Source organism: Desulfofundulus australicus DSM 11792 (assembly GCF_900129285.1).
Classification (GTDB): domain Bacteria; phylum Bacillota; class Desulfotomaculia; order Desulfotomaculales; family Desulfovirgulaceae; genus Desulfofundulus; species Desulfofundulus australicus.
Genome location: NZ_FQUW01000005.1, coordinates 1 through 26,449, shown reverse-complemented (window position 1 = coordinate 26,449; position 26,449 = coordinate 1). Strand labels below are relative to the sequence as shown.

The window sequence follows — 26,449 nt, the reverse complement described above, 5'->3', positions numbered from 1 at the left end:
TTAAGGGTGAGAATGGATGCCCGCAAGCAGGATATCCTTCTGGCCATTATCACCGATTACATTGCTACCGCTGAACCGGTGGGTTCACGCACAATTGCCCGGAAGTACCGTTTGGGGATCAGCCCGGCTACCATTCGTAATGAGATGGCTGATCTTGAGGATATGGGTTATATCGAACAACCCCATACCTCTGCCGGCCGGATCCCTTCAGAGCTGGGCTACAGGTATTACGTGGATTATTTAATGAAACGGCAGGAGCTAACCCCCGAGGAAGAAGGACTGATCCGGGAAAGCTACCATCAAAAAGTCCGTGATGTGGGAGAGGTAATCCAGCGGACAGGTCAGTTGCTATCCCAGTTAACCCAGTATGCTGCCATGGTAATGCCGCCCAAAATCGGTACCAGCAGATTTAAATATATCCGCCTGGTTCAACTGGGTTCCGAACAGGCCATGCTGGTGGCGATCATGGATAGCGGTATCGTACACCACCGGATTATGGAAATTCCCCGCGGGATAACCGCCGAGGACCTTGAGACCATCTCCACGGTACTCAATGCCAAACTCCAGGGCCGTACCATGGATAGCATAAAGCTTACTCTGGTCAAAGAAATTTACCTGGAGCTGATTAAGCACAGGAAGATTATAGAAATGGTCATGGAGCTTTTACAGGATAGTCTGACCAGGCTGCCGGAGGAAAGAATATATCTCGGTGGGATTCTCAATATCTTAAACCAGCCCGAGTTCCGTAATGTGGAGAAAGTAAAAACCCTGCTCAGCCTGCTGGAACAGGAAAGCCTCCTGTGCAATTTGCTGGCAGATGATGTGGGCAGGGAAGGCGTTACCGTGCGCATCGGGCGGGAAATTCGCTGCCGGCAGATGAGCAATTGCAGTATGGTGGTGGCCACCTACCGCCTGAAAGGGAAGCCGGTTGGGACCATAGGTGTTCTCGGGCCAACCCGCATGGATTATGCCAGGGTGGTCACCGTGGTGGAGCATTTAACCAAAAACCTGTCCCGCGCCCTGGAAAATCTCCTGGGTGGTTGGGATAAATAAGGAGGAACAGGGTTTTGAGTCTCAAACAGCAGGCCAGCACGGGTGCGGAAGTGGATGAGCGAATGGCGGCCCTGGTCACCAATGCCAATGCCGTTCGGGCCATTGCTTCCGCCGTAGAGGGCACCCTGGGTCCAAAGGGCCTGGATACCATGCTGGTGGATAAATTTGGGGAAGTAGTCATCACCAATGACGGTGTTACCATCCTTACCATGATGGAGGCCAACCATCCGGCGGCCCGGATGGTGATCAACGTTGCCAGGGCCCAGCAGGAGGAAATTGGTGATGGCACCACTACCGCTACCGTCATGGCCGGGGCCATGGTCGGCACCGGGGTGGAGCAGGTGGCCCGGGGGGTGCCTGTGGCCCGGGTTATTGAAGGTATCCGGGCAGGAGTTAAACGCGGCCTGGAAATCATGAAGCAAAAGGCCCGGCCGGTGGAAGATTTGAACGATCCTTTAATTTATCAAGTTGCCCTGGTGGCCGGGAGAGGGCATGAAGATATTGCCGATCTGGTGGTACAGGCGGCCAGGATGATCGGGCGGGAAAAGCTTCTGGACCGTTCTTTTCGCTTTGCGGATACGGTGATGGCTCAGGAAGGGGCAGATAACCAGGTTTTTATGGGCGTAATTGTGGATAAGGAACCCATGAACCGCCAGATGCCCCGCGAACTCGCAGATGCGCAGGTGCTGGTTATCGATGATGCCCTGGAGCCGGAGGAGATCGAGGAGGAAGCTCTGGCTACCGAAGCCGGTTTTGCCAGGTATATGGAATTGCAGAACCAGTTTCGGGATAACATACAAAAGATTATTGACCTTAAGGTGGGCCTGGTGCTGGTTGACCGGGGCGTTCATGATCTGGCTGAAGAAATGCTTACCGATGCCGGGATTATGGTTGTGCAGAGGGTGGCCAACAAGGAACTTCGCCGGGTGGCTGAACACACCGGGGCCCGGATGATCAAACGTACCGGCCTGAAAAAGGATCTGGAGCAGATTAAACACTATCTCGGCCGCTGCCGCCGGGTTTTTCATGATGAAAAGCTGGAGCAGGTCTGGATCCAGGAAGGTGGCGGCAGGCCCATGGCTACGGTGCTGGTAGGTGCCGCCACTGCGGAAGTGGTGGGGGAAAGGGAGCGCATTGCCAGGGATGCAGCCTCCGCCGTCCAGGCTGCCGTGAGGGGAGGGGTTGTTCCCGGCGGTGGGGCCATTGAGCTGGCCGTAGCCAGGGAGGTGGAGAAAACCCGGGCCTCCATGCGCGGCATGACGGCCTACGGAGTGGACTGCGTCATAGAAGCTCTGAAACGCCCGCTGGCCCAGATTGTGGCCAATGCCGGCTTTAACCCGCTGGAAAAGGTTGGCGATGTCATGGCTGCCCAGGTAGAGACGGGAAATGAGGCCCTGGCCGTGGATTGCGATACGGGCCAGGTGGCGGATATGTATGAACTGGGTGTGGTGGATCCCGTCCTGGTGAAGACTTATGCCTTTAAAGCAGCGGGGGAAATTGCCGAAGCTATTTTGCGGATAGATACCATTATCAAGAAGCGGGAGGACAAAGAGGCAGGTCCCAGGCAGGCGACGGATATATAAGGCTTGTGAGGTGTGCGGAGATGGAAGAGAAAAAAATCCCTCAGGGAGAGGCTGAAAATACAGAACATAATAATGAAGCCGGTTCTCCCGGTGCTGCCGGTGAGCCCGGCAGTGCGGTTCAGGGTTCTTCTCCTGGCCAGGTTGATTTGCCGGAAACAGAAGGGGAGGAGACAGCGGGAGAACAGGGGCAGGAAGAGGTGGATGTACAGGAACTGGAGCGGCGCCTGGCCGAGCAGACAGCCCTGGCCCAGGATTACTTTCAGAGGCTGGCAAGGATGCAGGCCGACTTTGAAAACTACCGGCGCCGCATGAACAGGGAGCGGGAGGAATGGTTTAAGTATGCCTCGCAGTCCCTGGTAGCCGAGCTTTTGCCCGTCGTGGATAACTTTGAGCGGGCACTGGCAGCTAAAGAGGATGATCCGGCCCAGGTGGTGGCGGGGGTGGAGATGATTTACCGCCAGCTCATGGATGTACTCACCAGGGAGGGGCTTTCTCCGGTTCCGGCTGTAAATGAACCCTTTGATCCTGCCAGGCATGAAGCAATCATGCAGGAAGAGACCGATTCTTACCCGGACAATACGGTAATCGAGGAATTGCGCCGGGGCTATTATTTTAAGGACCGGCTGTTGCGGCCGGCCCTGGTCAAGGTAGCCCGCGCGGTATCAAAACAGGAAAACAACCAATGAGGATAACGGGAACAAACAGACCAGCAGTATCTGTTAAGGAGGTCGTGATAAATGGGGAAAGTTATAGGTATTGACCTTGGAACAACCAACTCCTGTATGGCCGTTATGGAAGGTGGCGAGGTAATAGTTATTCCCAATGCGGAGGGGGAGCGCATAACTCCCTCTGTGGTGGGCTTTACCAAAACGGGTGAACGCCTGGTCGGCCAGCTGGCCAAGCGCCAGGCGGTGAGCAACCCGGAACGTACTATCAGGTCTATTAAGCGGCATATGGGTACCAACTACCGGGTAAAAATTGACGATAAGGAATACACTCCCGAGGAAATCTCGGCCATGATTTTACAGAAATTAAAAGCCGATGCCGAGGCCTATCTGGGGGAAAAGGTGGAAAAGGCAGTTATCACCGTACCTGCTTATTTTACCGATTCCCAGCGGCAGGCTACCAAGGATGCCGGTAGAATTGCCGGCCTGGAAGTCCTGCGCATAATCAACGAACCTACCGCCGCTTCCCTGGCCTACGGTTTGGATAAGGAAGAGGATCAGACCATCCTGGTATTCGACCTGGGTGGAGGTACCTTCGACGTATCCATACTGGAGCTGGGGGACGGCGTTTTTGAGGTCAAGGCCACCAGCGGTAACAACCGCCTGGGCGGTGATGACTTCGACCAGAGGATAATGGACTGGCTCATAGAGCAGTTTAAGAAAGAGACAGGCATTGACCTGCGCAATGACCGCATGGCCATGCAGCGGTTGAAGGAAGCTGCAGAAAAGGCCAAGATAGAGCTGAGCAGTGTTACCACGACCAACATCAACCTCCCCTTTATTTCTGCCGATGCCAGCGGCCCCAAGCATCTGGATGTAACCCTCACCCGGGCCAAATTTGAGGAGTTAACCGCCGACCTGGTGGAAATGACCATGGGCCCAACGCGGCAGGCCCTGGCCGATGCGGGGCTGGAACCTAAGGATATCCACAAGGTAATTCTGGTAGGGGGTTCCACCCGTATTCCGGCTGTTCAGGAGGCCATACGCAAGTTCCTGGGCAAAGAGCCATATAAAGGAATTAACCCGGATGAGTGCGTGGCCATCGGGGCAGCCATCCAGGCAGCAGTGCTGGCCGGCGAGGTTAAAGACGTTTTGCTCCTGGACGTGACACCACTTTCCCTGGGTATTGAGACCCTGGGGGGTGTGTTTACCAAGATCATTGAACGGAATACCACTATTCCCACTTCCAAAAGCCAGATTTTTACCACCGCTGCTGACGGGCAGACTACGGTGGAAATCCATGTGCTCCAGGGTGAACGCCCCATGGCCGCTGACAACAAGACCCTGGGTCGGTTTACCCTTACCGGAATACCTCCGGCACCCCGGGGAGTACCGCAGATTGAAGTAAAATTTGATATAGACGTAAACGGTATTGTAAATGTTTCCGCCAAGGATCTGGCAACTGGCAAAGCCCAGAGCATTACCATCAGCGGTACTTCACGGCTTTCGGAGGAAGAAATCCAGCGCATGGTTAAAGAGGCAGAAAAATATGCCGAGGAAGACCGCAAGCGGAAAGAAGAAGCCGAACTGCGCAACCAGGCCGATAGCATGATCTACCAGGCTGAAAAAACCATCAGAGACCTGGGCGATAAAGCCGATAAAGCCAGGGTGGAAGAAGTCAAAAAAGCCGTGGAAAGGCTTAGAGAAGCCCTGGGCGGCAAGGATACGCAGCTGATCAAGTCCCGCATCGAGGAATTGACCAAACCCCTGTATGAACTTTCGGCCCAGCTTTACCAGCAGCAGGCCCAGCAGGCGCAGGCAGGCGGTAGCAGTGGTGCTGCTGGTTCCGGTAGTGAAAAAGTGGTGGATGCGGATTACGAAATTAAAGATGATCAGAAGTAATTGGCAGCAGCCATTAAAATGTTGTATAATACTCCCGGATGTGCTTTAGCGTCGTTAATTGTCCTGCAGGTGTTTTCTGGCCGGTGGTCCTGAGACGACTGCCGGCCAGGTTTGCATTGTTACCGGGAGTTTTATTTAAACGAGTATAAAGGTACGTTCAGGTGGTGGTAACGCCATGGCAAAGCGCGACTACTATGAAATCCTGGGGGTGTCCCGGGACGCCACGCAGGAGGAAATCAAAAAAGCTTACCGCAAGCTGGCCCGGCAGTACCACCCCGACGCCAATCCCAACGATAAGGATGCGGAGGCCAAGTTTAAGGAAATAACTGAAGCCTATGAAGTCCTGAGTGATCCGGAAAAACGGGCTCAGTATGACCGCTTTGGCCATGCCGCCACCGGTAACCAGGGGTTTGGCGGGTTCGAGGGATTTGGTGGTTTTGGAGGGTTTGGTACCGATTTCGGGGGCCTGGGAGATATATTCGATATGTTCTTTGGCGGGTCTACCCGGCACAGGCGCGGCCCCGAAAAAGGAGCAGATATCCGGGTGGATCTGGAACTCTCCTTCAAAGAAGCTGCTTTTGGGCTGGAGAAAGATATCCGGGTACCCCGTATGGAGCCATGCAGCACCTGCAACGGTACCGGGGCTGCTCCTGGAACGCGCCCGGTAACCTGCCCGGTGTGTGGAGGGACCGGCCAGGTGCAGTTTGCCCAGAGCACTCCCTTCGGGCGCATTTTCCAGTCCCGCACCTGTGATCGCTGCCGGGGTGCAGGTCGCATAATTGAAAAACCCTGCGCCAACTGTCATGGGAGCGGGCAGGTTCACCGCACCCGCACCATTCACATCAAGATTCCTGCCGGTGTGGATGATGGGACAAGGTTGCGGGTGGCCGGTGAAGGAGAGGCCGGTCTGAGGGGTGGGCCGCCGGGTGATCTCTATGTCTACATTCACGTCCGGCCCCACAAGATCTTTAAGCGTGAAGGCAATGACGTGCTTATGGAGTTGCCCATTTCCTTTGCCCAGGCTGCTTTGGGTGATGTGGTGGAAGTGCCCACCCTTGAAGGCAAGGCAACCATACGTATTCCCGAAGGTACGCAACACGGCACTGTTTTCCGCCTGAGGGGCAAGGGCATCCCGGATTTGGGCGGTTATGGGCGTGGTGACCAGCTGGTGCGGGTTAAGGTGATGGTCCCCACCAGGTTGAGTGAGGAACAGAAAAAGCTTTTGCGCCAGTTTGCCCGGTTGAGCGGTGAAAATCCGGCCGGGGTGGAAAAAGGTTTCTTTGATAAAGTTAGAGATGCTTTTATGGGATGATGGGGGGCCGGTGTGTTTGGAGTGGCTGGAAATTGCCGTTACCACTCCCGGCGAGTGGGTTGAGGCAGTAAGCAATATATTCATCGAGCTGGGTACCGGCGGGGTGGCCATCGAGGACCCCGCCCTCTTTTCTTTATACCTGCAGGGGGCAGAAGACGAGGTGGCCCTGGATCCTTCCTCTCTTCCCCGGGAACCCGTGGTGAAGGCTTACCTGCCGGTTGATGAAAATCTTGATGTGCGTGTTGCTACCCTGAAGAGGCGGCTATTTGCCCTGGCCGGTGAGGATGTCTTTAACATCAGGACCAGGAGAGTCATGGAAGAAGATTGGGCCCGGGCCTGGAGGGATTACTATAAACCTGTGCCTGTGGGAAGAAGACTGGTGATAAAACCGGCCTGGGAAGAATATCCGGCACTCCCGGGACAGGTGGTAATTGAAATGGATCCGGGGATGGCCTTTGGTAGTGGTACCCATCCCACTACACAGCTCTGTCTTACCCTGATGGAAGATATTTTATCCGGTGGAGAAGTGGTGGTGGATGTGGGTACCGGATCGGGTGTTCTGACCATAGCAGCTGCCCTGCTGGGAGCGCGCAGGGTGGTGGCTATAGATAATGATCCGGTGGCTGTATCGGCCGCCCGGGATAATGTGAAATTGAACCGGGTACAGGATAAAGTTGAAGTTTTATGCAACAACCTGCTGGACGGGGTGGCCATTACCGCCGATGTGGTGGTGGCCAACATCGTGGCTGACGTAATTATTCGCCTGATCCCGCAGGCAGTCGGGATTTTGAAGCCGGAGGGGCTATTTATTGCTTCGGGCATTATCAGGGGGCGGGAACGGGATGTGGTCGGGGCACTGGAAAACCATGGATTTAAAATCGTAGACCGTCGTTGCCGCGGTGAATGGTACGCACTGGTCGCCCGCGGGGGGTGCCGGCCATAGGTTATTTCTTTGTTTCTCCGGAGCAGATTACCGGCAGGCGGGTGATCATCACCGGTTCCGATGTGGTGCATATTTCCCGGGTACTGCGCCTTGTGCCGGGAGATGTGATTACAGTTATGGATGGGCAGGGCAACGGTTACCGGGTAAGATTGACCGGTTCTGATCGTGGTGTGGTCGAAGGAGAAATCCTGGAGCATTTTATTCCCGGGGGAGAAGCTCCTTTAAGGGTAACGCTGATACAGGGGCTTTCCAAGGGCGATAAAATGGACATAATTATACAGAAGAGCACCGAACTGGGTGTGTCCTGTATAATTCCCCTGGCCTGCACCCGCTCCGTGGTCCGGCTTGCGCCGGACAAAGCCCGTGACCGCCAGCGGCGCTGGCAGCGAATAGCCCTGGAAGCTGCCAAACAGTCCCGCCGGGCCACCGTACCCCGGGTTGCCGGAATAATGGATTTGCCGGAAGCGCTCAACCTCATCCCACCGGGTGCACTGGCGTTGATGCCCTGGGAGGAAGAAAGGGAACGATCTTTAAAGGCCGTCCTCAGGGGGCGAACCTGCGAAGAGGTGTTTATTTTTATCGGGCCAGAAGGCGGGTTTGCTATGGAGGAAGTTGCCATGGCCAGGGAAAAAGGTGTTTACTCCGTATCCCTGGGTCCACGAATCCTGCGCACGGAGACAGCGGGGCTGGCCGCGCTGACCATGATCCTCTATGAACTGGGAGATCTGGGTGGAGACGGGTAACAATCCGGAGGTGAACGGCCATGACCAGGACGGTAGCTGTAACCACGCTGGGATGCAAGGTCAATCAATACGAATCCTCAGCCCTGGCCACCCTTTTCCGGGAACGGGGTTATAAAGTGGTGGATTTTAATGAACCGGCGGATATTTATATTATCAACACCTGTACGGTTACCCATCTGGGAGATCGCAAGTCAAGGCAGCTTATCCGGAGGGCTGCGCGCAGAAACCCCCGGGCCCGCCTGGTGGTAACCGGCTGTTATGCCCAGATTTCGCCAGAAGAGGTGCTGTCCATTCCCGGCGTGGACCTGGTGGTTGGAACCCGGGATAAGTTCCGCATTGTGGATCTGGTAGAGGAACTGCTCGAAGGTGAGCGGCAGCCCGGGGCCGTGGTGCGAGATGTCTTTCAGGATGTAGATTTTGAGGACCCGCCCGTGCCGGCCCTGCCGTCCCGGGTCAGGGCTTTCTTGAAGATTCAGGAAGGATGCAATAACTATTGTGCTTACTGCATCATTCCCTATGCCCGGGGGCCGTTGCGCAGCCGGGATCCGGAAAAGGTGCTGGCCGAAGCCAGGGAACTGGTGGCCGGGGGTTTTAAGGAGCTGGTGCTCACCGGTATTCATACCGGCGCTTACGGTCAGGATAAACCCGGCAGCCTTGACCTGGCCGGTTTAATGGAACAGCTGGCATTGATACCGGGGCTGTTACGCCTGCGCCTCAGTTCCGTGGAACCGATGGATATAACGGATAAACTGGTGGATGTTATGGCTACCAGTCCCAATATTTGCCGCCACCTCCATATTCCTTTGCAGAGCGGTGATGATACAGTCCTGGCCCGTATGCGCCGTCACTACACCACAGGCTGGTTTCGGGAACTGGTGCAGAAGGTGAGGGAGAGACTACCGGGAGTAGCGATTACCACGGATATCATCGTTGGCTTTCCCGGGGAAACCGATAGCCAGTTTGAAAATACCTTTAATTTTGTGCGGGAAATGGCTTTCGCCCGGTTGCATGTCTTCAAGTATTCACCCCGCCGGGGTACGGCTGCAGCATCATTTCCCGACCAGGTAAGTGCTCCGGTAAAAGAGGCGCGAAGCCGGCGCCTGATTGCCCTGGGGGAAGAGCTGGCCTGTTCTTTTGCCGCCAGCCATATCGGCCGTGAGGTTAAGGTACTGGTGGAAGAAGAGCTGCCGGGGATGCAGGGCTTTTACACCGGGTTGACCGATAACTACCTGCGGGTTAGCTTCCCTTCCCGGGAAGACGTTGTGGGTCAGCTGGTAACGGTTAAGGTGGCGGAAGCCCGGGGCCCGGACCTGAAAGGATGGATAATTTAAGCCTTACCTGCAGGATTAATAACTTTAGATGTTGAATAGGTTATTGCGCCACTTTTTACGGGAGGGAGGTGGTACGGTGCAGGATTGCATTTTCTGCAGGATTGTGCGCAAGGAAGTCCCGGCCGAGATTGTTTATGAAGATGAGCAGGTAATGGTTTTTAAAGATATCCAGCCGGCGGCTCCTGTCCACCTCTTGCTCATTCCCAAAAAACACATACCTACCTTCTTTGATCTGACAGAAGATGACGTTTCCCTGATCGGGCATGTGCAGCTGGTAGCAGGCCGGGTTGCCCGGCAGTTAAACCTGGAAGAAAAAGGTTTTCGCCTGGTCAGCAACTGCAAGGAAGATGCCGGGCAGCTGGTTTTCCATATTCATTATCACCTGCTGGGGGGCAGGACCCTGCAGTGGCCGCCGGGTTAAGCGTTCAGGGCCCGGGGCGATTTTGACCTGCAAAGCTTGCCGGAGCGAGCAGGAGCAAGGGTACGGGATAACCGGAAAGTGGGGACAACACGGGGTTCTAACCCGGTTGACTTAATGGTGGGAATCAGTCTATAATGACATGGTATTTTGCAATTTCAGGTTGGGGGTTTTTTCAGTCTTATGAACAGCCTAACAGCCTGGCGGAGGGAGGGAAAAGAGCAGTGCCGGAAGTTCGTGTCGGTAAAAATGAAACTCTGGATAGTGCCCTCCGTCGTTTCAAGCGTTCCTGTCAGAAAGCTGGCGTCCTAGCGGAAGCCAGGCGACATGAGCATTACGAAAAACCCAGTGTGCGGCGGAAGAAAAAATCCGAAGCGGCCAGAAGGCGCAAGTACCGTTAATTTATCTGGCCGGGCCGGTAACTAGGAAAATTTACACGCACGTATAACATCGGCAGGAGAAGCCCGGTGCTGTAGTAAAGAGCGCCGGGTAATTTTACACCTTTAACAGTTTGGTACCCGCGCCGTGGATCTACCCCGGCGCCCTGACGGATGGGGTGATCCATAAATAATGTCCGGTCAATTTTTTACCTGGTTGTCGGTGCTGGCATTTTTACTGGGGATAATTGCCCTGGTGCTGGAAATTTTCGTGTTTCCGGGTTTCGGTGTGGCGGGAGTGGCCGGGATAATTCTCCTGGCCTGGGGGGTATTGCTGCTGGCCGTGGACTTTACCCAGGCCACGGCTGCACTGGTGGTGGCCCTGGCCCTCACCATAGTGGTATTTTTCCTGGGGCTCAAATTCCTGTCCCGGTTAAATTTCTGGCAACGTTTAACTTTAAACACCAGGCAGGAGAAGGATAAGGGTTATACGGCCGGGCAGGAAGAGCTGGTTCAACTGGTACACCAGGCGGGGGTGGCCTTAACTCCCTTGAGGCCTGCGGGGACGGCGGAGATTGCCGGTCGGCGGCTGGATGTCGTTACCAGCGGGGAATACATCCCGGCCGGAACGAAAGTGCAGGTGGTGCAGGTGGAAGGAAACCGGGTGGTGGTACGCCGGGTAGACTACTGTTAACCGTGCTGAATATGGCAGGTTTCCAGTAGAACCACTCTGCTAAGGGCAAATATTTTTAACTACTTTATATTTTGGAGGTGCCTGATGTTTAGTTTGCTGGGACTTTCCACAATTATCTTTTTATTACTTCTCTTAATAGGCATAACGGTGGTTTTCAGTTTCATCCCCGTGGGGCTGTGGATTTCCGCTCTGGCCGCAGGGGTGAAAATCGGCATTATTACCCTGGTGGGTATGCGCCTGCGGCGGGTACCGCCGGCAAAAATTGTCGGCCCGTTGATCAAGGCCGACAAGGCTGGCCTCAATGTGACCGTCAACCAGCTGGAGGCCCATTACCTGGCCGGGGGTAATGTGGACCGGGTGGTGGATGCCCTCATTGCCGCCGAGCGGGCCGACATTCCCCTCACTTTTGAGCGGGCTGCGGCCATCGACCTGGCCGGGCGCAATGTCCTGGAAGCGGTGCAGATGAGCGTCAATCCCAAGGTGATACAAACTCCCATGGTATCCGCCGTGGCCAAGGACGGTATTGAGGTCAAGGTTATCGCCCGGGTTACGGTGCGGGCCAATATCGACCGCCTGGTGGGTGGTGCCGGTGAGGAAACCATCCTGGCCCGGGTCGGCGAGGGCGTGGTGACCACAGTGGGCAGTGCGGAAAGCCACAAGCACGTGCTGGAAAATCCCGATTCCATTTCCCGCACCGTGCTGGAAAAGGGCCTGGATGCCGGGACGGCTTTCGAAATCCTTTCCATTGACATTGCCGACGTGGACGTGGGGCGGAACATCGGCGCCCAGTTGCAAATCGACCAGGCAGAAGCAGACAAGCGCATTGCCCAGGCCAAAGCGGAAGAGCGGCGGGCCATGGCCGTGGCCAAAGAGCAGGAGATGCGGGCCATGGTGGAGGAAATGCGCGCCCGGGTGGTGGAAGCGGAAGCGGAAGTGCCCCGGGCTATGGCCGAGGCGTTGCGTCAGGGCAAACTGGGTGTGATGGATTATTATAACATGCAGAATCTGCTGGCCGATACCCGTATGCGCGAGGGTCTGGCCAGGATGGGCGGCGAGCCCGGTGAGCCCGGTGAATCCTCCAGGAAAGGAAAGGAACGCTAATCCATGGAAGCGCTTATTTTCTGGGCCTTTCTTCTGTTTGTTTTCTGGACACTCTTTGCCAGGGATCGCGGCAGGTCCGGCCGGCGTTATCCCGGGGGCTCTATACCCCCTTTTCCAGAACAAAAGGCACGTGAAAAACAGCAGGATGATTCCATGAAGGAACCGGGGAATTACGGGGAGGAGGAAGATTTGCCTTTACCGGGACCCTGGAGCCGTCGAAGGGAAGGGGAGGATCTGCCTTTGCCCGGGCCCTGGGGCCGCGGGCCGGAAGAGACTGATTTACCCCTGCCAGGTCCGTGGGACCGCCGGGAAACCGCTCCGGAGGATGTTCCCCTCCCCGGCCCGTGGAACCGGCAGGAGGAAGGACCGTTTCCCCGCCCCTGGCACAGACGGGAAAGGGATCTGCAAGATCAGGTGCCCGGCGGGGAAAGGGTGCGCAAAGCACCTGCCGGTGTGTCCCGGCGGGAGCAACAGGAGTGCTGCCCTGACCCCGCTTTAGAACATAAACCGGAACGGGAACGGACGGCTGAAACGAAGCGTGAGGCCCGCCGGGAACGTCCCGTACGGGACGTTCCCGGAATTGAAGGTGCGGACCAGGTTTTTCCGGAAACCCGGGAAACCTGCTCCCGGCCGGTGCAATGTCCCCTGCTTTCGAGACGCAACCTGGCCGCTGCGGTAATCCTCTCCGAAGTGCTGAATTCCCGGGGTGGCCGGCGGGCCCGGAGAAGGAGAGGGCTGTCGTAGGAACATTATGGCGAAATCAAGCTACAATTGGGGGGGTGCGTCTTATGCAAAACCACATCTGTGGGGTCGGTTTATCCGCCCGCCCGGGAAAACCCTGCCCCCGTTGCGGAACCACCGGCTTGCCTGTAAGCGTAATCACTGTATCCAGTCTGGTGGCCGATGAAAAACTGTCCCGGATAACAGGAGATTCCTACCATTTATGCACCTCGCCGGAATGCCCCGTAGCTTATTTCGACGGCAGCGGTGCAATCGGTGATTGCACGGGGTCTGGTTTTCTACCGGTGTTCGCCCAGGATGTATTCCTGAAACATCGGTTCAACAAATCTATATGATCCGCGCCCGTCTTTTTCGATGATTGCTTTGGCCATCAGGTAATCCAGGGCTCTTTTGATTTCGTTGGGATTGGCTTTCCGGCTATACACCCTGTTTCCCGCGGCAATACGCTTCAACACCTCGCGGACATGAGATTTTTGGCTGAGCTCATCCAGTATTTCGTCGTAAATTTGGGCCAGGATCAATAAAGCCCGGTCGTATCCCAGCTGAACAAACTTTGGAGTTACGGTATTTTTTCCTGCTTCAAGGAGGGCGTAGTAAATTTCCGAACAAACGAGCATGGTGTCCTGGGGGTGGCCGCCGGTTTTTTGCAAAATTCCCCTGGTAATTTCACTATCCACTTCAATATTTTGTTCGGCAAATTTTCGGGTGATATATGTCACCCATGAATCTTCGGGAATAGGAGGGATAGGAAGGATCACGGCGAAGCGGTAGAAGGCTTCTTTCCGGTTGCTGAACAGGGCTTTCATTATACCTTCTTTGGAACCAAGAAAAAGATAAGATACGTTCTTATGATTTTGGAAATGTGACCGCATTTTTTTATAGATTTCTTCCTGGCTGACCACGCGGGAAGCGTCCTGGAACTCGTCAAACAGGACCACCATATTTCTTCCATCGCGGGTTGCAAGAATTTCCGGCAAATCCAGCGCGTAATCCAGCAGTGCGTTTTCATCTGGCTCGCCGTGGAGGAAACCAAAACCGAATTCCAGGTCTTCAAGCTTAATTGTCAACTTCGCCATACCGGCGATAGCTTTGGCACGATCTTTCAGGACATCCAGCGTTTTGCGGATTCCCGTTCTGTTTTCCAGGCAGGCGTTGATCAGAGAAACAGCGAATTCTCGTTTGTTTGAAAGGCGGAAAAAGTCTACAGAAGCTGTGTAAAAACCCTGCTCTTTCAATCGTCTCAAAACTTCGTAAGCAATGGAAGTTTTTCCTATTCTGCGGGGGCCGGCCAGCATCACACTCTGTCCGTCACCCAGCCTGATTTGAAGGGAAGTGATAAAATCCTCTCTGTCCACGATGTCTTTTTCTGAAACAGGACCACCGACGGGAAATAATTTGCCGGGCAAAAGTTGCACACCTCTATTACAGATATTACTTTCTATGTAATATTATATTACATGTAAGGTAATATGTCAAATTGCCGGCCTGCCGGGCCGTCAACCCGGCAAAAACTTAACGAAGAGGCGTGAATGTCGATACGTAAATTAACTGTTACCCTCAAATCAGGGTAATATCAGTTGCGTTTCGCCACCCAAAGCATCATTGATACTGCCAGCAGCTGAACTATCACCGAAAATGCCACCACATACCCTACCGACAGGTCATACAAAATCCCCATCAGGGCGCTGCCCAGGAACCAGAACAGGCCGTACCCGGTATTGAACACCCCGTAGGCAGTCCCGCGCTTATCGGGGGGGATCATACCGGCAATGGCTGCCCTTAAAACCGATTCCTGTGCTCCCATACCAATGCCCCAGATTACCATCCCTGTTACAACTGTTATAAAGTCCCCCAAAAACACTAAGGGTGCAAATGAGGATGAAACCAGTACAGCTATGACCAGAATATTGATTCCGGTACGGTCAAACAAGTATCCAAAAATTAAAGCTGCCAGGGCATCGGCTGCCATTGCTATGGCATAAAGTACTGGAAGCCATGCGGGCGAAATCAGAGAAGTCTTACCCAGGTGGAAGGCAATTAAAGGATAATCAACATAGCCGGCCGCTATGAGGGCGACGGCTGCCAGGTAGAGCCAGAATTTTGACGGCAAACCTTTCCCTTCCACCATGATTGGAGCTGCTTCCAGCTCTCGGGGGACCGGATATAAAATCCTGGCAGCGATGAGGATTATTAGCGCTACGGAAGCCGGCACCAGTAAAACGGCAAATCCTGCTTTATAATTGCCTTTTAAAAAGTATAACACCAGGGCTACAATTAAAGGACCGGTAATGGCGCCAATTTGATCCAGAGCTTCGTGAAGGCCAAATCCCCGTCCTCTCCCAACTTCCGAAGTGGCGTAAGAAAGCATGGCATCACGGGCGGGAGTGCGGATGGCCTTCCCCACTCTTTCTGTAATCATTAAACCTGCTGCCACTGGCCAGTTGCCTGCCAGGGCCAGAAAAGGAACCGCCAGGAGGTTTAAAAAATACCCCAGAATTGTAATCGGCCAGTATTTCCCCGTACGATCGCTTATATAACCGGAAAACAGCCGCACACCGTAACCCAGCAGTTCTCCCAATCCGGCAACGAAACCAACGATTGTCCCGGTAGCTCCCAGCACTGCCAGGAAAGGACCGGTAATGCTGCGGGCACCTTCATAGGTCATGTCTGAAAAGAGGCTAACGATTCCCAGCAGGATGATAAATTTAAATGCTCTCCGGGTGGTGTGATTCATTTTCTTTTCTCCATGAGGTTCCATCAGAGGTCCTCCTTTCCTGTTTGCTCTTCCAGTAGGTACAGCCATCTGTAACTTGAATGGTATCCAGGCGGGGAAAAATTAAATCAACCACTTTATACATTCAGGTGGAAAGGTGAAGCTTATCGATACCAGGTTACCGCTAATAGCTAACTCTGCCCTGTTCCGTGCGCCGCGGCGCTTAGCGTGAGAAAGGGTTTCCAGAATCAACACGCCAGCAAGAAGTAAGGCCCCGAAGCCATTGCCCGGCAATCGGGCCGGAAACAGCCGGTGATCTCCCGCGTTCCTAACCGGGCCTTCTTCAATCATTTTCCAGTTTCAAAAGGCCTTCTAGATTTTGTCTTAAAATAGAGAGCTTTTGTTTTTCCTCTTCGCATTTGGCACGGGATTTTTCTTGTTCGGCGACACTGGCTTTCTTTTCCTCAAGGGCTTTTTGCAAAGCGTTTTTAAGGCTGAAGGCAACGGCGTCCGAGCGTAACCTCAGCTCACCTGCCACCTGGCGTACTTTTTCCTTTAAACTCTCCACCAGGTCGGCCCGCACTCTACCGCAGTTGCGGTTCAAAAGCTCCGCCAAACTGGCACGGGTTTTGGTGAGGATGTGTTTTTTAAGCAATGCCTTTGGTAAAAGAGATGCTACGGTCAATTCTTCAAAAGCGGGAATAAAGGTGGGGTGTTCGTAAAAGTGGAAGTAGAAATAGCGATCGCCCAGAATATAGTCTTTATAAGCCGTTTTATGTACTTCTACCTGGAAAATTTCTGCCGAGGCAGCCATTAAGCGGTCTACTATATCTTCGATGCGCTTGAAGAAACGCCGGGCCACCCGGGCGAATTCCTGCTGCATTATTTCTTTTTCGCGTTCCCTTTGTTCTTCCAGCACGCCCAGGATGATCTTCTTGATGTAATCCTGGGCCAGGCCGGCAGTTTCTTTCACCGAATGCCTGGGGTAATTATCCTCAATAAAATCCTCCAGTTGTCCGGCCAGTTGAGGAAACACGCGGTGTTCAAAAGCTTCCATATCTTCCGCCACCCTGGCGGCCAGCTTATCCACCTCCCGGTAAAGCAAGTAGATGCTGTCTTCCCGTTCCTGCTCCAGATGGGCCAGTTCCGCTTCAAAGGCGGCAATCTTCCTCTCCAGCTCTTCCAGGGAATCTTCCATACCGCGGCGCCAGAGCTCCAGGCCCAGCTCCAGTTCGTTCAGGATGCGCAGCGCCCGCGAGGCCGTGGCTGAAATAATGAGCGCTCCCTTCTGGCGCCTGATCAGATCGTTTATCAGGTTCTCCAGTTCCGTCATCCGGCTTGTTTTCAGCCGTTCTGCATCATTCTGCTCCTTTCCTTCCAGGGCCAGGCGGGCTGAAAGCGGGACCAGTAATATATCCTGAGTCTGAAGTTGTTCCTGCAGCATCCTGCGGGTGAAGTCCAAAGCTTCCGCCAGGTCATGCGGACTGACAATGTCAATTTTGTTGAGCACAAATATGAGCTTATGCACGTGGTGCCGGACGTCGCGCAGGTAATCCAGTTCTCCCTTGCCCAGCGGTGCATCTACCGAAATAACAAAGAGTGCCGCGTCGGCCCGGGGCAGGTAGCCGTAAGCTGCTTCGGTATTATGGGTGTAGGCCGAACCCACCCCGGGAGTATCCACCAGGATAATTCCTTCAGCCAGGAAAGGGGCGGGATAGATAACCTCCACTTCGCGCACTTTTTTAATGTTACGGGGGTTTTCTTTTTCCGTTACGTACTGCACGATAGCTCCAACGGGTACTTTTACGCTTCGTCCGTCCAGGAACACGACCGTTGCCTGCGGTTCCGGGCCATGGCGTATAAAGGTGGGGATCGCTGTAAGAGGTACGATGGCGGTAGGCAGGATGCGCGTTCCCACAAGGGCATTGATCAGGGTCGACTTGCCCCGCTTAAACTCACCCATCACCACCAGGGTGAATGTCTCTGAGGCAACCCGGGCCAAGCTTTCGGTGAGCAGGTCCACCGCAAAGCGGTTTCCCCCGGCCTCAGCCAGAGTGATCAATTGTTCGACTGCATTGGTGAGCAGTGTTTTTTGCTCACGAAAATGTTCCAGCATCAACCAATCACCTCTTTGCTTCCGTGTTTAAGGGAGCAGTATGCCGGAAAATGAACAAAAACTCCTACCATCACCTTACTGGATTTTGGTAGGAGCCATCAGCCTTTCCGGGCATTCCAGGCGAGCTCCATCGCCATGGAGCAGTTTCTTGGATTAATCTTCCCTGCCTTTTGCCACCAGCACATCACACGCTGCGTGATGGATTACGTAGGAAGAAACGCTGCCCATGACCAGTTCTTTGATGGCGCTCCAGCCGTGGGTCCCCACTACGATCAGATCAAAGTTGTTCTCCCTGGCAAAACGGACGATGGTTTCCCCCACGTGGCCGAAGATCAGGTGCGTGGTCAGCTTTACGTTTTTACCGGCCGCTCGGGAAACTGCATCTCCCAGCTTCTTTTCGTAAAATTCCCGTGCCCTGGTCACCATGTCGTCTACTTCTGCTACGGTGCCCGCATAGTCCGGCAGGTTTACCACGGCAACCGCGTGCAGCTCGCACCCGCAGCAACGGGCCAGCTCCATTCCTACAGACAGGGCCTTGTTGGAGTGGGGAGAACCATCATAGGCCACCATGATCTTGCGGTACATAATCTCACCCTTTCGTTAGTCTCCCGTCCTTCGGGTAAATTGCTTTCATAATCTTAGTCGCTAGTAACTCCTCTTTTTCGGCAGGGACTTCCAGAAAACGTGTCTCGGGGGATTCTAAAAACAGTCCTCACTCCTCCGGTACCGGGCGACGTTCGGAGATGGAAACTACATCGCCGGCTTCGGCCGCCTCCACCCGGGGCCGGAAGAAAGCCTGGGCGATAATGGTGGGAATCACCCCGCTGGCTATCACTACCGTTACCAGTATGGTGTACTGCTGCTGGTCGATGTAGTGATGGCTTAACCCGAAAAGTGCCGAGATGGTGCCAAAGGTCAGGCCGGTACACATGAGCAATGTGGTGTACATGCCTTCCCGGTGCTTATAACGGAACAGCCTGGTCAGGGGCCATATTCCAACAAATTTGCTTACCATTTTTACCATCAGCAGGATCAAGATTAACCCAAAGGAACCTACGACGGCGGGCAGGGAAACATACAGACCTGCTTTCAGGAAGTAGAATGGGGTGAGGAAGGCAAAGGCAGCGGCCCGCATGCGCTGCAAAAGTTCTTTTTCCCTCTGAAAGAAACCCGCCAGGGCCAGGCCCAGCAGGTAGGCCGGCAAGACGGCTTCGCTGTTGGCCTTGCCGGCCAGCCCGCCCAGCAACAGCAGGGCAAAAAGCACGTATTTTACCTCAATCTGGCTTACCTGGCGGCCGAACCTCTCCTGAAAGGCGGGTGTGATTTTGGGCATTAAGAACAGCACAATCGCGGTGGCCGCAATAAAGATGAGCATCCAGTAGTCATAGTTGGCAAAGAGTATACCCAGGGCCAGCACCGTGCCCAGGTCGTTAATGAAACAGGCGGCCAGGATGATTTGCCCCAGTTCCGTTTCGTTCAGGCGCGTTTCCACCATGACCGCGTACACTATGGCCACGGAAGTGGTGGAAAGGGCGATGCCGGCAATCTGCGCCGCCTGCAGGTCCCACCCGGCCACGTAGTAGGCATAGGCAAAAGCCCCCAGGAAGGGAAAAAGAAAGCCTACCACACCCAGGGAAACGCTTTCCTTGAACTTGCTTTTCAGCACCGCCGGATCCACTTCGGCTCCGGCCAGAAAGGTGAGGACGATGGCACCCAATCCCGCCAGGAAGTTAACCCAGGTATTTACCTCCAGTCCCAGGTAATTGCCGCCAATTACCCCCACCATGATTTCCACCATGGCCACCGATATGCCGGTGCGTACAGAAATCAACCCGGCGGCCAGAGCCAGCCCAATCCAGGTGGCCGCCTCAAGCCACGTGTTCAAAGAAAATACCTCCTTTTCTCGAAAAGTGCATTAAAAAAGCTCCTACCGGAATCCCACTGGACTCTGGTAGGAGCTATTAGCCCGAAAGAGGCGCTTAAAGGCGAGCTCCATCGCCCGGTGTGTTGTGTCTGACAATTATATTAGCATGTTCAGCCAGAAGGTGTCAATAAGAAACTACTTGATACGGATACAGGATCACTCTACTATTTTACAGCCAGGAAAAACAGGTACAGGAGTAATAAAATCACCGGCTGGTGTACCAGGTAGATGGTCAGCGAATGCCGGCCCAGGAATTGTAAGGACCGGCCCAGCGGGTGGAAGGGCAGGAGAGAGTGGGGAAAAAGGCTTTGCCTGGAGGAGTAAAACGTCTTTCCCAGGGACATGCCCCACAGGAACACTCCCAGCCAGGGGCAAAGGGGGTAGTAGTCCACGGAAAAGAAGTCCCCCCTCACCAGCCCCAGCCAGGCCAGCCAGTTATGGGGCCAGGTAAGGGTGCCGGTATAGCGTCCGGCCAGCAGGATGAGGGCGCCCAGGACCGTTAAAACCGGTGAAGGCAGCCCCATGAAAAGGGGGGCCAGGATCATGCTTGTCCCCAGGAATTGCAGGATGCCGAAAATGATGTTGCTCCCGGGGATAACTGTTTCGACCACGAGGTAAATGACGAAGCCCCAGAGGAAGATTTTTACCCCCCGCCGCAGGTTGCTGGCAGTGAACAAAGAGCTTATTCCGGCAACGAGGATGAAGAGGATGACCGCTCCTTTTCCGGTGTAGTAGATCAGCCCCTGCTGGTAGTCCAGAGGGAGGTGAAAAAATTCCGCCAGGTCGTAAAGAAAATGGAAGGTTACCATTAGCAGGATGGCTACTCCCCGGAAAAGGTCGATTTCCCAGATGCGATTCGTAGTGGTTTTTTCTTTAATAATCTTAAGAGTAACGGGACCGGCGCCGGTGGCGGGCATGTTAATAATACCTCCCGTTTAAGTGTGCCTTTTATTCACATTTGAAATAACCACGGGCATGGTGATAATCATGCTCAGGATAAAAACCCATACGGCGCCCCCGATACGGGCTACGGCCGGGTAGGAAATCCCCGTGGCATAGGTGGCCAGAAGAAAGAGAAGGGCGGCGGCCAGGGAAATGCCCGTGTAGATCAAGACGCTCGTGCGGGCGGGGTTATTCATTATCTTCATCTCCTTTCCGGTTCCGGTTCAAGTGTTAAACCCCCATGTTTTGCCGTTACCGTAGCGCCGGGCCGGGTAATGGTTGTGCCGCCTCCCCCCGTGTTTTCCTTTGTCCCCTCTTCATGGAGGGGACAAAACGTTTTAGGAGCAGGGTGTTCAGGGTTACCGAAACCGAACTCATGGCCATGAAGAAGGCGGCCAGCTCCGGGCTTACAATCAGCCCGGTAGATGGGTAGAGAAGGCCGGCGGCTATGGGAATGCCCAGGCTGTTGTAGACAAAGGCCCAGGCCAGGTTTTGCCGCACCTTGCGCATTGTCGCCCGGGCTATTTCAATGGCCGAAACCACGTCCCGCAGATCTGCCTTGATCAGGATTACCTCACCCGTCTCCTTGGCGATGTCCGTACCGGTACCAATGGCCATGCCCACATCGGCGGCCGCCAGGGCCGGGGCGTCGTTGATGCCGTCTCCCACCATGGCTACCCGCAGGCCGCGGGCCTGCAGCCTGCGCACTTCTTCCGCTTTGTCCTGGGGCAGCACTTCCGCCAGCACGCTTTCAATGCCGGCCTGGCGAGCGATGGCTTCGGCGGTGCGGCGGTTGTCCCCCGTGATCATGATCACCTGCATGCCCATTTTTTTCAGCCGGGCAATGGCCTGGGGCACATGCTCTTTTATCGTATCGGCCACTGCAATTACCCCGGCCGCCTGCCCGTCCACCGCCAGGAACATGGCGGTTTTACCATCCTGCTCCAGGGATTTCACAGAGGGCAGGAGGGTTTCAATGGACACTCCTTCCCTTTCCATCAGCCGGCGGTTGCCCAGCAATATCGTGCGGCCCTGGTAGCGGGCCTTGATGCCATGGCCGGGGATGGCTTCGAATTCCTCCGCTTCTTCAACGGCTACGCCGGCCTTTTCCGCTCCCCGGACAATGGCTTCACCCAGGGGGTGCTCGGAATTTTTTTCCGCCGCAGCAGCCAGGCGCAGCAGCTCCTCTTGGGAAAAACCCGGAGCAGGGACGACGTTGGTGAGGGAGGGTTCGCCCCGGGTAATGGTGCCCGTTTTATCAAACAGCACCGCCTGCAGGGCGGCTGTAGCTTCCACGGCATCGGCTCCTTTAAAGAGGATGCCGTTTTCCGCCCCCTTTCCCGTTCCGGCCATCATGGCACTGGGGGTGGCCAGTCCCAGGGCGCAGGGGCAGGAGATGACCAGGGTGGTTACGCTCAGAAGCAGGGCAAAGCCGAAAACCCCCACTTGAGCCAGGCTGTATGGTGACAGGATAAAGTGGCTGTCCGGCCGGAAAAAGGCATGGTAACCGTAGAAAAACCAGAAGAGGAAAACGACCAGCGCCAGCACATGGACTCCGGCAATGAAGTGCCCGGCCACCAGATCGGCCAGCCTTTGCACGGGGGCCCTGGTGGCCTGGGCATCTTCCACCAGGCGGATGATCCGGGCCAGGGCTGTATCCCGCCCAACCCTGGTGGCCTCAAATTTAAAGGTACCGGTTTTGTTGATGGTGGCTCCAATTACTTCGTCACCCGGCTTTTTCTCCACCGGGATGCTTTCCCCGGTGATCATGGACTCGTCCACCGCCGAATGCCCTTCAATTACCCTTCCGTCCACCGGGATACTTTCCCCGGGGCGTACCACAACCACATCGCCGGGTACCACATCAAGGGCGGCAATTTCCATCTCCCGGCCTTCCCGGATCACCCGGGCGGTTTTGGGCTGCAGGTTCAGCAGCTTCCGAATGGCTTCGGAGACACGCCCCCGGGTGAGGGCTTCCAGGTAGCGGCCCAGGACGATAAAGGCGGTTAACAGGGCGGCCGATTCAAAAAAGGTGGCCCCTTTGCCCCCAAAGCCGGCCCCGGGCCAGAAAGTGTTAATGGTGGCGATGATATAAGCAGCTCCTATTCCCGTGGCATAGAGAAGGTTCATATCGGTGGCGCCCTTCTTTAGGCCGTTGAAGCTGTGCACGAAGAACTGCCAGCCGGCGATGAAAACCACCGGGGTGGTCAGCGCCCACAAGAAGAGGGTATTGCCCATAAACTCGGGTACAAAACGGGGGAGAATCCACACGTCCCGGAACATGCCCAGCATTACCAGGAGGGATAGGGGCCAGGCAACCCACATGTTCCGGGCCTGGCGATGGATTTCCTGCCGGCGGGCCTGCCTTTCCCGATCCAGGGCTTCCTGTCCCGTGGCTTTCTCGGCCACCTCGTAGCCCAGACCGGCGATTGCTTCCCTAATCTGGGCGGGTGTTACCGTTCCCGGGTAAAAGGTTACCCGGGCGTATTCCGCGGGAAGGCTAACGGCTACATTTAATACCCCGGGCAGCCCGGAAACTGCCCGTTCCACCCGGGCCACACAGGCCGCGCAGCTCATGCCCCTTACGGTCAGGTGTATTTCCCCGGTAGGTACCTGGTAGCCCAGTTCCCGGATGGTCTTGACCAGCTGTTCCACGGATACCTTTTGCGGGTCATATGTTATACTGACCTTCCCGGTGACCAGGTTAACCGCTGTGTCAGCTACCCCGGGGGTGTTTTTCAAGGCCCGTTCCACCCTAGCCACGCAGGCGGCGCAGGTCATCCCTTCCACGGGAATGCTGATTTGTTTCATAATTTTTTCCTCCTTAACCGGCACCGGCAGCCTCTCCCGTTTTCTTCTACTGTACCCCTGTAGGGTATTTACTTAATCTTAACCCTGTCCTTTGGAAAAAGTCAATATTATTTAAAGTCAATATTTATTTTTCTTTAGAATGTCCCGCGCCCTCACTTTTAAATTAAGAAACCCGCAGTTTTTTCCCTGCGGGCTTTTACGCGGGCAGTTTACCGTCTTGCCCGGGACTGTATTCAGCAGCCGCCTTTACAATGAGCTACGGGACGCAGCATGTAACGTTTTCTCAGCACGCGGGTTGACCCTCCTTTCCTGCCCGGCGCTGGACGCCGGTTATCTGGTGAACTGATCCAGTACCTGCATGAGCTCATCGATGACCTCGTCACCCCGGTTCTGGCGGATGGCCCGGGCCACGCAACCCCGGGTGTGACTCCGCAGAAGGGAGAGGGCCACCTTTTGCAGTGCCGCCCGGGTGGCACTGATTTGCAGGAGGATATCCACACAGTAGCGGTCTTCCTCAATCATCTTTTGAATGCCGCGAATCTGCCCCTCAATTTTTTTGAGGCGGCTTAAGAGGTCTTCCTTGTTTCTTTCCACATAGGACAAACCAGATCACTCACTATCTACCCTACTGGGGTATCCTATAAAAAATATATCAGGAAGGGAGGGTTGGTGTCAAGAAGGATTTTTTAGTGCGCTCGGTTTGCGCTTGGTAAACTCCAGGTTGGTGGTGATAATGGTGCTTCCGTGTTAGTAGCAAGACGCCGTAAACCGGAAAAAACTACACTTTCGAGAGTATAGAGCACATATGGGGTTCTTGTTTATCGACCCGTGGCTTTGCCTCTGACTTCCTTAGGGCCCCACCTCGTGGTGGGCACCCTTGTCTTTGACTAACAAACTAGTGCTGCTGGCGACTACGGTGGACTTTAATAACCAAATTGGCGCCCATTACCCAGGTAAACATAAAACCGGCACCCCTGGCATAAGGTGCCGGTTATTTATATAGTTAGTAACGTACCACAACAAACAAGACGCCTATTGGCTTAGCCGCCCAGCCGTAGCCTTTGTAAACTCCGTTATAATATACCTCATAATCAGTTATGCCATATATTGGATAGCCTCTAATTTCAGTATATCGTCCATTAGTATCAGCACTACAACTATTCGTTACAGTATATGAACTCGTAACGTCAAAACCCACCGCTGAACTTATTACTTGTGCCGAGACTGAAACGGTGCATGAATATTTTGCACTTATAGTTTTTGATATTGATAATGTTAATGTACCAGTGCTTCCTGCTGTTTTACCAAGTAGGTTACCATAATCAACTTGTTCGGTATAACCATACGGTATAATTGTATAACCGGTAGCTTGAGCAGTTGTATCTGATATAATTGTATTATTAGTCTTTTTGTCATTAAGTGGTTTCTGGATAATTACTTCAACATCTTTGCAATTATGGGGAATATCATAGCCGGTTTTTTCCAAAAATTTCTTTCCGTTTTTTATAGTAATCTCTTGAATACCTTTATCCTCAATGATTTTTGATTCATATTCGCCGGGAGATAAAGTAATCGATTTAAATGGTGCACTTTCTGACGCAAAAGCGTAACCGCAAAACATAAACACAGAAGTTATAATCGCTAAAATAAGCGAGATTTTTCTAAACATAAGAATCTCCTCCTAATAAAAAAGTTAACCAAATTTTATGTTGGTGTAATTCTTGATGTCGAAGATGATATAGTCTATCTCTTTATGGAGTTAGCTTTTGATCACCTCCCCAAATATCGAATTGATTGCATTGTTTAATTAATATCAATTACTAGTGTAACCTATAAAATTCAAATTCCGAGCTGGTAAGAAATAACTTCTGAGGAGCAAAAATGGGAAATCACCCCTGAACTATGGGTTTCAAATGGTCAACAACTTAATCTGACAATAAAAGGCAGCTAAAAAAGGACAGATCACCCCTTTCAAAATCTGGTTTCATTTTCTGGCGCTCTCTTAACTAACAGGAATTAAGCAGCCTTGCAGGTTTGCTGCTCGATTTTCAGTTGTGCCAGTGTACCGGCAAGGAAGGTGATCAAGCAGAGCATCACATCTGTAAAAGCATTATCGATTCCCCGCCGGTTCATTTTGTCCATATACAGGTGTTCTTTTAACAGCGCAAATCAGCGCTCGATAGAGGTTCGCTGGCTGTAAAGCCTCTGCCAGTTTTCGCTGCCCCGGTGAGGGCAGGAAAGCAAGCGGGGGTTATCGGTTACGCAAAACCTTACCGCCAGCCCATAAGGGTTAGGCACCAGCACTGGCCCTCACACTCCACCTGTCGACCGGCAGCTTTGGGACAGCGGAACTTTATGGCCATGTGCTTTTTGTCTGAACCCCAGTAAACCATGGGCTGACTTGCCGGGCACAGGGGTAAAAATTTTTCATTGAATCCCTGGGGCGGTTCCTTTTGATTTCGCTTATTCAGTTTTATGATTATCTGGCCTTTCAGGTCCAGGGCATTATACATGTCCCCGGAGTCATAGCCAGCGTCCATTAAGTAATACTTCGGGCGGAAACCATAAAGCCTTTCATGTTCCTTACATGCTTCGCTCATCAGCCTGGGGGCCAATTCCACATCCGAGCATTGGCCGGAGCAGAATGGCGGCCAACGGTAAGGTCCGATATTGGTGAGCAATGTGGCTGCATGTAAACTTTACCCTCTTCATCATACTATGGAAATAGTACATAAAAATGAAATATCTGTCAATAAATATAATTTGTAAATATTCATTAAATTCTAAGATAATAAAAATTTTAACTTATGAAAAACTTACTACTAAGCTACAAGAAGGTTGCCACAGGTTTAGTAAAGGTAAAATTTTTTGTGGATACCTTTGGGCCGTGTAAAATTTCAGTAGGCACCAGAAGGGGATCAGCCCCTTGAAAAAGAAATGAGACCTCGCGCGCCAAAACACCCCAAAAAGGAGTGTGAGGTCTCATGCTAACCGGCCATGCCTTGAAGGCACAACCAATCATGAAAATAGAAAGAAGTGATTACAACAGCCTGATTTTCTGCTACATTGGAATTATCAGG

General features: G+C 53.7%; 25 protein-coding genes, 1 pseudogene and 2 riboswitches. Of the genes and pseudogenes, 14 read left to right on the top strand and 12 right to left on the bottom strand.

Features of this window, described 5'->3' with window-relative positions; translation table 11 throughout:
• Window positions 1-6 precede the first annotated feature (6 nt).
• From hrcA to BUB44_RS16075, 14 genes and pseudogenes are all read left to right on the top strand, one after another.
• Entirely contained in the window at window positions 7-1,053 is a 1,047-nt protein-coding gene (gene hrcA, locus BUB44_RS01030) for a heat-inducible transcriptional repressor HrcA (protein WP_027355567.1), read from the top strand.
• A gap of 14 nt (window positions 1,054-1,067) precedes the next feature.
• Window positions 1,068-2,636 (top strand): TCP-1/cpn60 chaperonin family protein, encoded by a 1,569-nt coding sequence (locus tag BUB44_RS01025; RefSeq protein ID WP_073162526.1) that lies wholly within the window; start codon window positions 1,068-1,070, stop codon window positions 2,634-2,636.
• Window positions 2,637-2,656: 20 nt separating this feature from the next.
• Window positions 2,657-3,322: a nucleotide exchange factor GrpE gene (gene grpE / locus BUB44_RS01020; protein WP_073162524.1), complete on the top strand. Its 666-nt coding sequence runs from the start codon at window positions 2,657-2,659 to the stop codon at window positions 3,320-3,322.
• Between the two features lie 51 nt (window positions 3,323-3,373).
• The gene (dnaK, locus tag BUB44_RS01015; protein WP_073162523.1) at window positions 3,374-5,203 is read left to right on the top strand and encodes a molecular chaperone DnaK; all 1,830 of its coding nucleotides are present in this window, start codon (window positions 3,374-3,376) and stop codon (window positions 5,201-5,203) included.
• Window positions 5,204-5,378: 175 nt separating this feature from the next.
• Window positions 5,379-6,515 carry a molecular chaperone DnaJ gene (dnaJ, locus tag BUB44_RS01010; RefSeq protein ID WP_073162521.1) on the top strand — a complete coding sequence of 379 codons (1,137 nt, stop codon included), beginning with the start codon at window positions 5,379-5,381 and terminating at the stop codon, window positions 6,513-6,515.
• 16 nt (window positions 6,516-6,531) lie between these two features.
• Window positions 6,532-7,458: a 50S ribosomal protein L11 methyltransferase gene (gene prmA / locus BUB44_RS01005; RefSeq protein WP_027355563.1), complete on the top strand. Its 927-nt coding sequence runs from the start codon at window positions 6,532-6,534 to the stop codon at window positions 7,456-7,458.
• Window positions 7,446-8,201, top strand: a complete 756-nt coding sequence (locus BUB44_RS01000; protein ID WP_027355562.1) for a 16S rRNA (uracil(1498)-N(3))-methyltransferase — start codon at window positions 7,446-7,448, stop codon at window positions 8,199-8,201. Before prmA ends, BUB44_RS01000 begins: the two co-directional genes overlap by 13 nt.
• Window positions 8,202-8,221: 20 nt before the next feature.
• Window positions 8,222-9,532: a tRNA (N(6)-L-threonylcarbamoyladenosine(37)-C(2))-methylthiotransferase MtaB gene (gene mtaB / locus BUB44_RS00995; RefSeq protein WP_027355561.1), complete on the top strand. Its 1,311-nt coding sequence runs from the start codon at window positions 8,222-8,224 to the stop codon at window positions 9,530-9,532.
• Between the two features lie 76 nt (window positions 9,533-9,608).
• Window positions 9,609-9,953, top strand: coding sequence for a histidine triad nucleotide-binding protein (locus tag BUB44_RS00990; protein ID WP_027355560.1), 345 nt, complete (start codon window positions 9,609-9,611; stop codon window positions 9,951-9,953).
• Window positions 9,954-10,174: 221 nt separating this feature from the next.
• Complete coding sequence (rpsU, locus tag BUB44_RS00985) at window positions 10,175-10,351, top strand: 30S ribosomal protein S21 (protein ID WP_013823688.1); 177 nt, start codon at window positions 10,175-10,177, stop codon at window positions 10,349-10,351.
• Between the two features lie 169 nt (window positions 10,352-10,520).
• Entirely contained in the window at window positions 10,521-11,021 is a 501-nt protein-coding gene (locus BUB44_RS00980; RefSeq protein ID WP_027355559.1) for an NfeD family protein, read from the top strand.
• 84 nt (window positions 11,022-11,105) lie between these two features.
• The gene (gene floA / locus BUB44_RS00975; RefSeq protein ID WP_073162519.1) at window positions 11,106-12,122 is read left to right on the top strand and encodes a flotillin-like protein FloA; all 1,017 of its coding nucleotides are present in this window, start codon (window positions 11,106-11,108) and stop codon (window positions 12,120-12,122) included.
• A gap of 3 nt (window positions 12,123-12,125) precedes the next feature.
• Window positions 12,126-12,866 (top strand): hypothetical protein, encoded by a 741-nt coding sequence (locus BUB44_RS00970; protein WP_073162518.1) that lies wholly within the window; start codon window positions 12,126-12,128, stop codon window positions 12,864-12,866.
• A gap of 44 nt (window positions 12,867-12,910) precedes the next feature.
• Window positions 12,911-13,117, top strand: a pseudogene (locus tag BUB44_RS16075) ((2Fe-2S)-binding protein); the annotation flags it as partial.
• A gap of 24 nt (window positions 13,118-13,141) precedes the next feature.
• Here BUB44_RS16075 and BUB44_RS00965 read toward each other — a convergent pair.
• From BUB44_RS00965 to BUB44_RS00915, 12 genes are all read right to left on the bottom strand, one after another.
• Entirely contained in the window at window positions 13,142-14,278 is a 1,137-nt protein-coding gene (locus BUB44_RS00965) for an AAA family ATPase (RefSeq protein ID WP_242655783.1), read from the bottom strand.
• A gap of 158 nt (window positions 14,279-14,436) precedes the next feature.
• Window positions 14,437-15,621 carry an MFS transporter gene (locus tag BUB44_RS00960; RefSeq protein ID WP_242655781.1) on the bottom strand — a complete coding sequence of 395 codons (1,185 nt, stop codon included), beginning with the start codon at window positions 15,619-15,621 and terminating at the stop codon, window positions 14,437-14,439.
• A gap of 298 nt (window positions 15,622-15,919) precedes the next feature.
• On the bottom strand, window positions 15,920-17,692 hold the full coding sequence (locus BUB44_RS00955; protein ID WP_073162515.1) for a dynamin family protein: 1,773 nt from the start codon (window positions 17,690-17,692) through the stop codon (window positions 15,920-15,922).
• Window positions 17,693-17,774: 82 nt separating this feature from the next.
• A riboswitch (Fluoride riboswitch) is annotated at window positions 17,775-17,836 on the bottom strand.
• A 9-nt stretch (window positions 17,837-17,845) separates the two neighbouring features.
• On the bottom strand, window positions 17,846-18,277 hold the full coding sequence (locus BUB44_RS00950; RefSeq protein ID WP_073162513.1) for a universal stress protein: 432 nt from the start codon (window positions 18,275-18,277) through the stop codon (window positions 17,846-17,848).
• 127 nt (window positions 18,278-18,404) lie between these two features.
• Window positions 18,405-19,577, bottom strand: a complete 1,173-nt coding sequence (locus tag BUB44_RS00945) for a cation:proton antiporter (protein ID WP_073162511.1) — start codon at window positions 19,575-19,577, stop codon at window positions 18,405-18,407.
• A gap of 60 nt (window positions 19,578-19,637) precedes the next feature.
• Window positions 19,638-19,701: riboswitch (Fluoride riboswitch) on the bottom strand.
• A 79-nt stretch (window positions 19,702-19,780) separates the two neighbouring features.
• Window positions 19,781-20,533 carry a heparan-alpha-glucosaminide N-acetyltransferase gene (locus tag BUB44_RS00940; protein ID WP_073162509.1) on the bottom strand — a complete coding sequence of 251 codons (753 nt, stop codon included), beginning with the start codon at window positions 20,531-20,533 and terminating at the stop codon, window positions 19,781-19,783.
• Between the two features lie 18 nt (window positions 20,534-20,551).
• Window positions 20,552-20,755, bottom strand: a complete 204-nt coding sequence (locus BUB44_RS00935; protein WP_073162507.1) for a hypothetical protein — start codon at window positions 20,753-20,755, stop codon at window positions 20,552-20,554.
• A gap of 55 nt (window positions 20,756-20,810) precedes the next feature.
• Entirely contained in the window at window positions 20,811-23,369 is a 2,559-nt protein-coding gene (locus BUB44_RS00930; RefSeq protein WP_073162680.1) for a heavy metal translocating P-type ATPase, read from the bottom strand.
• 330 nt (window positions 23,370-23,699) lie between these two features.
• A complete protein-coding gene (locus tag BUB44_RS00925; RefSeq protein WP_114362040.1) occupies window positions 23,700-23,963 on the bottom strand; it encodes a metal-sensitive transcriptional regulator in 264 nt (87 codons plus the stop codon).
• Window positions 23,964-24,372: 409 nt separating this feature from the next.
• Entirely contained in the window at window positions 24,373-25,038 is a 666-nt protein-coding gene (locus BUB44_RS14940) for a hypothetical protein (RefSeq protein WP_083543019.1), read from the bottom strand.
• A 347-nt stretch (window positions 25,039-25,385) separates the two neighbouring features.
• A complete protein-coding gene (locus BUB44_RS15935) occupies window positions 25,386-25,511 on the bottom strand; it encodes a hypothetical protein (protein WP_278247924.1) in 126 nt (41 codons plus the stop codon).
• A 128-nt stretch (window positions 25,512-25,639) separates the two neighbouring features.
• Complete coding sequence (locus BUB44_RS00915; protein WP_073162505.1) at window positions 25,640-25,984, bottom strand: hypothetical protein; 345 nt, start codon at window positions 25,982-25,984, stop codon at window positions 25,640-25,642.
• Window positions 25,985-26,449: the final 465 nt, after the last annotated feature.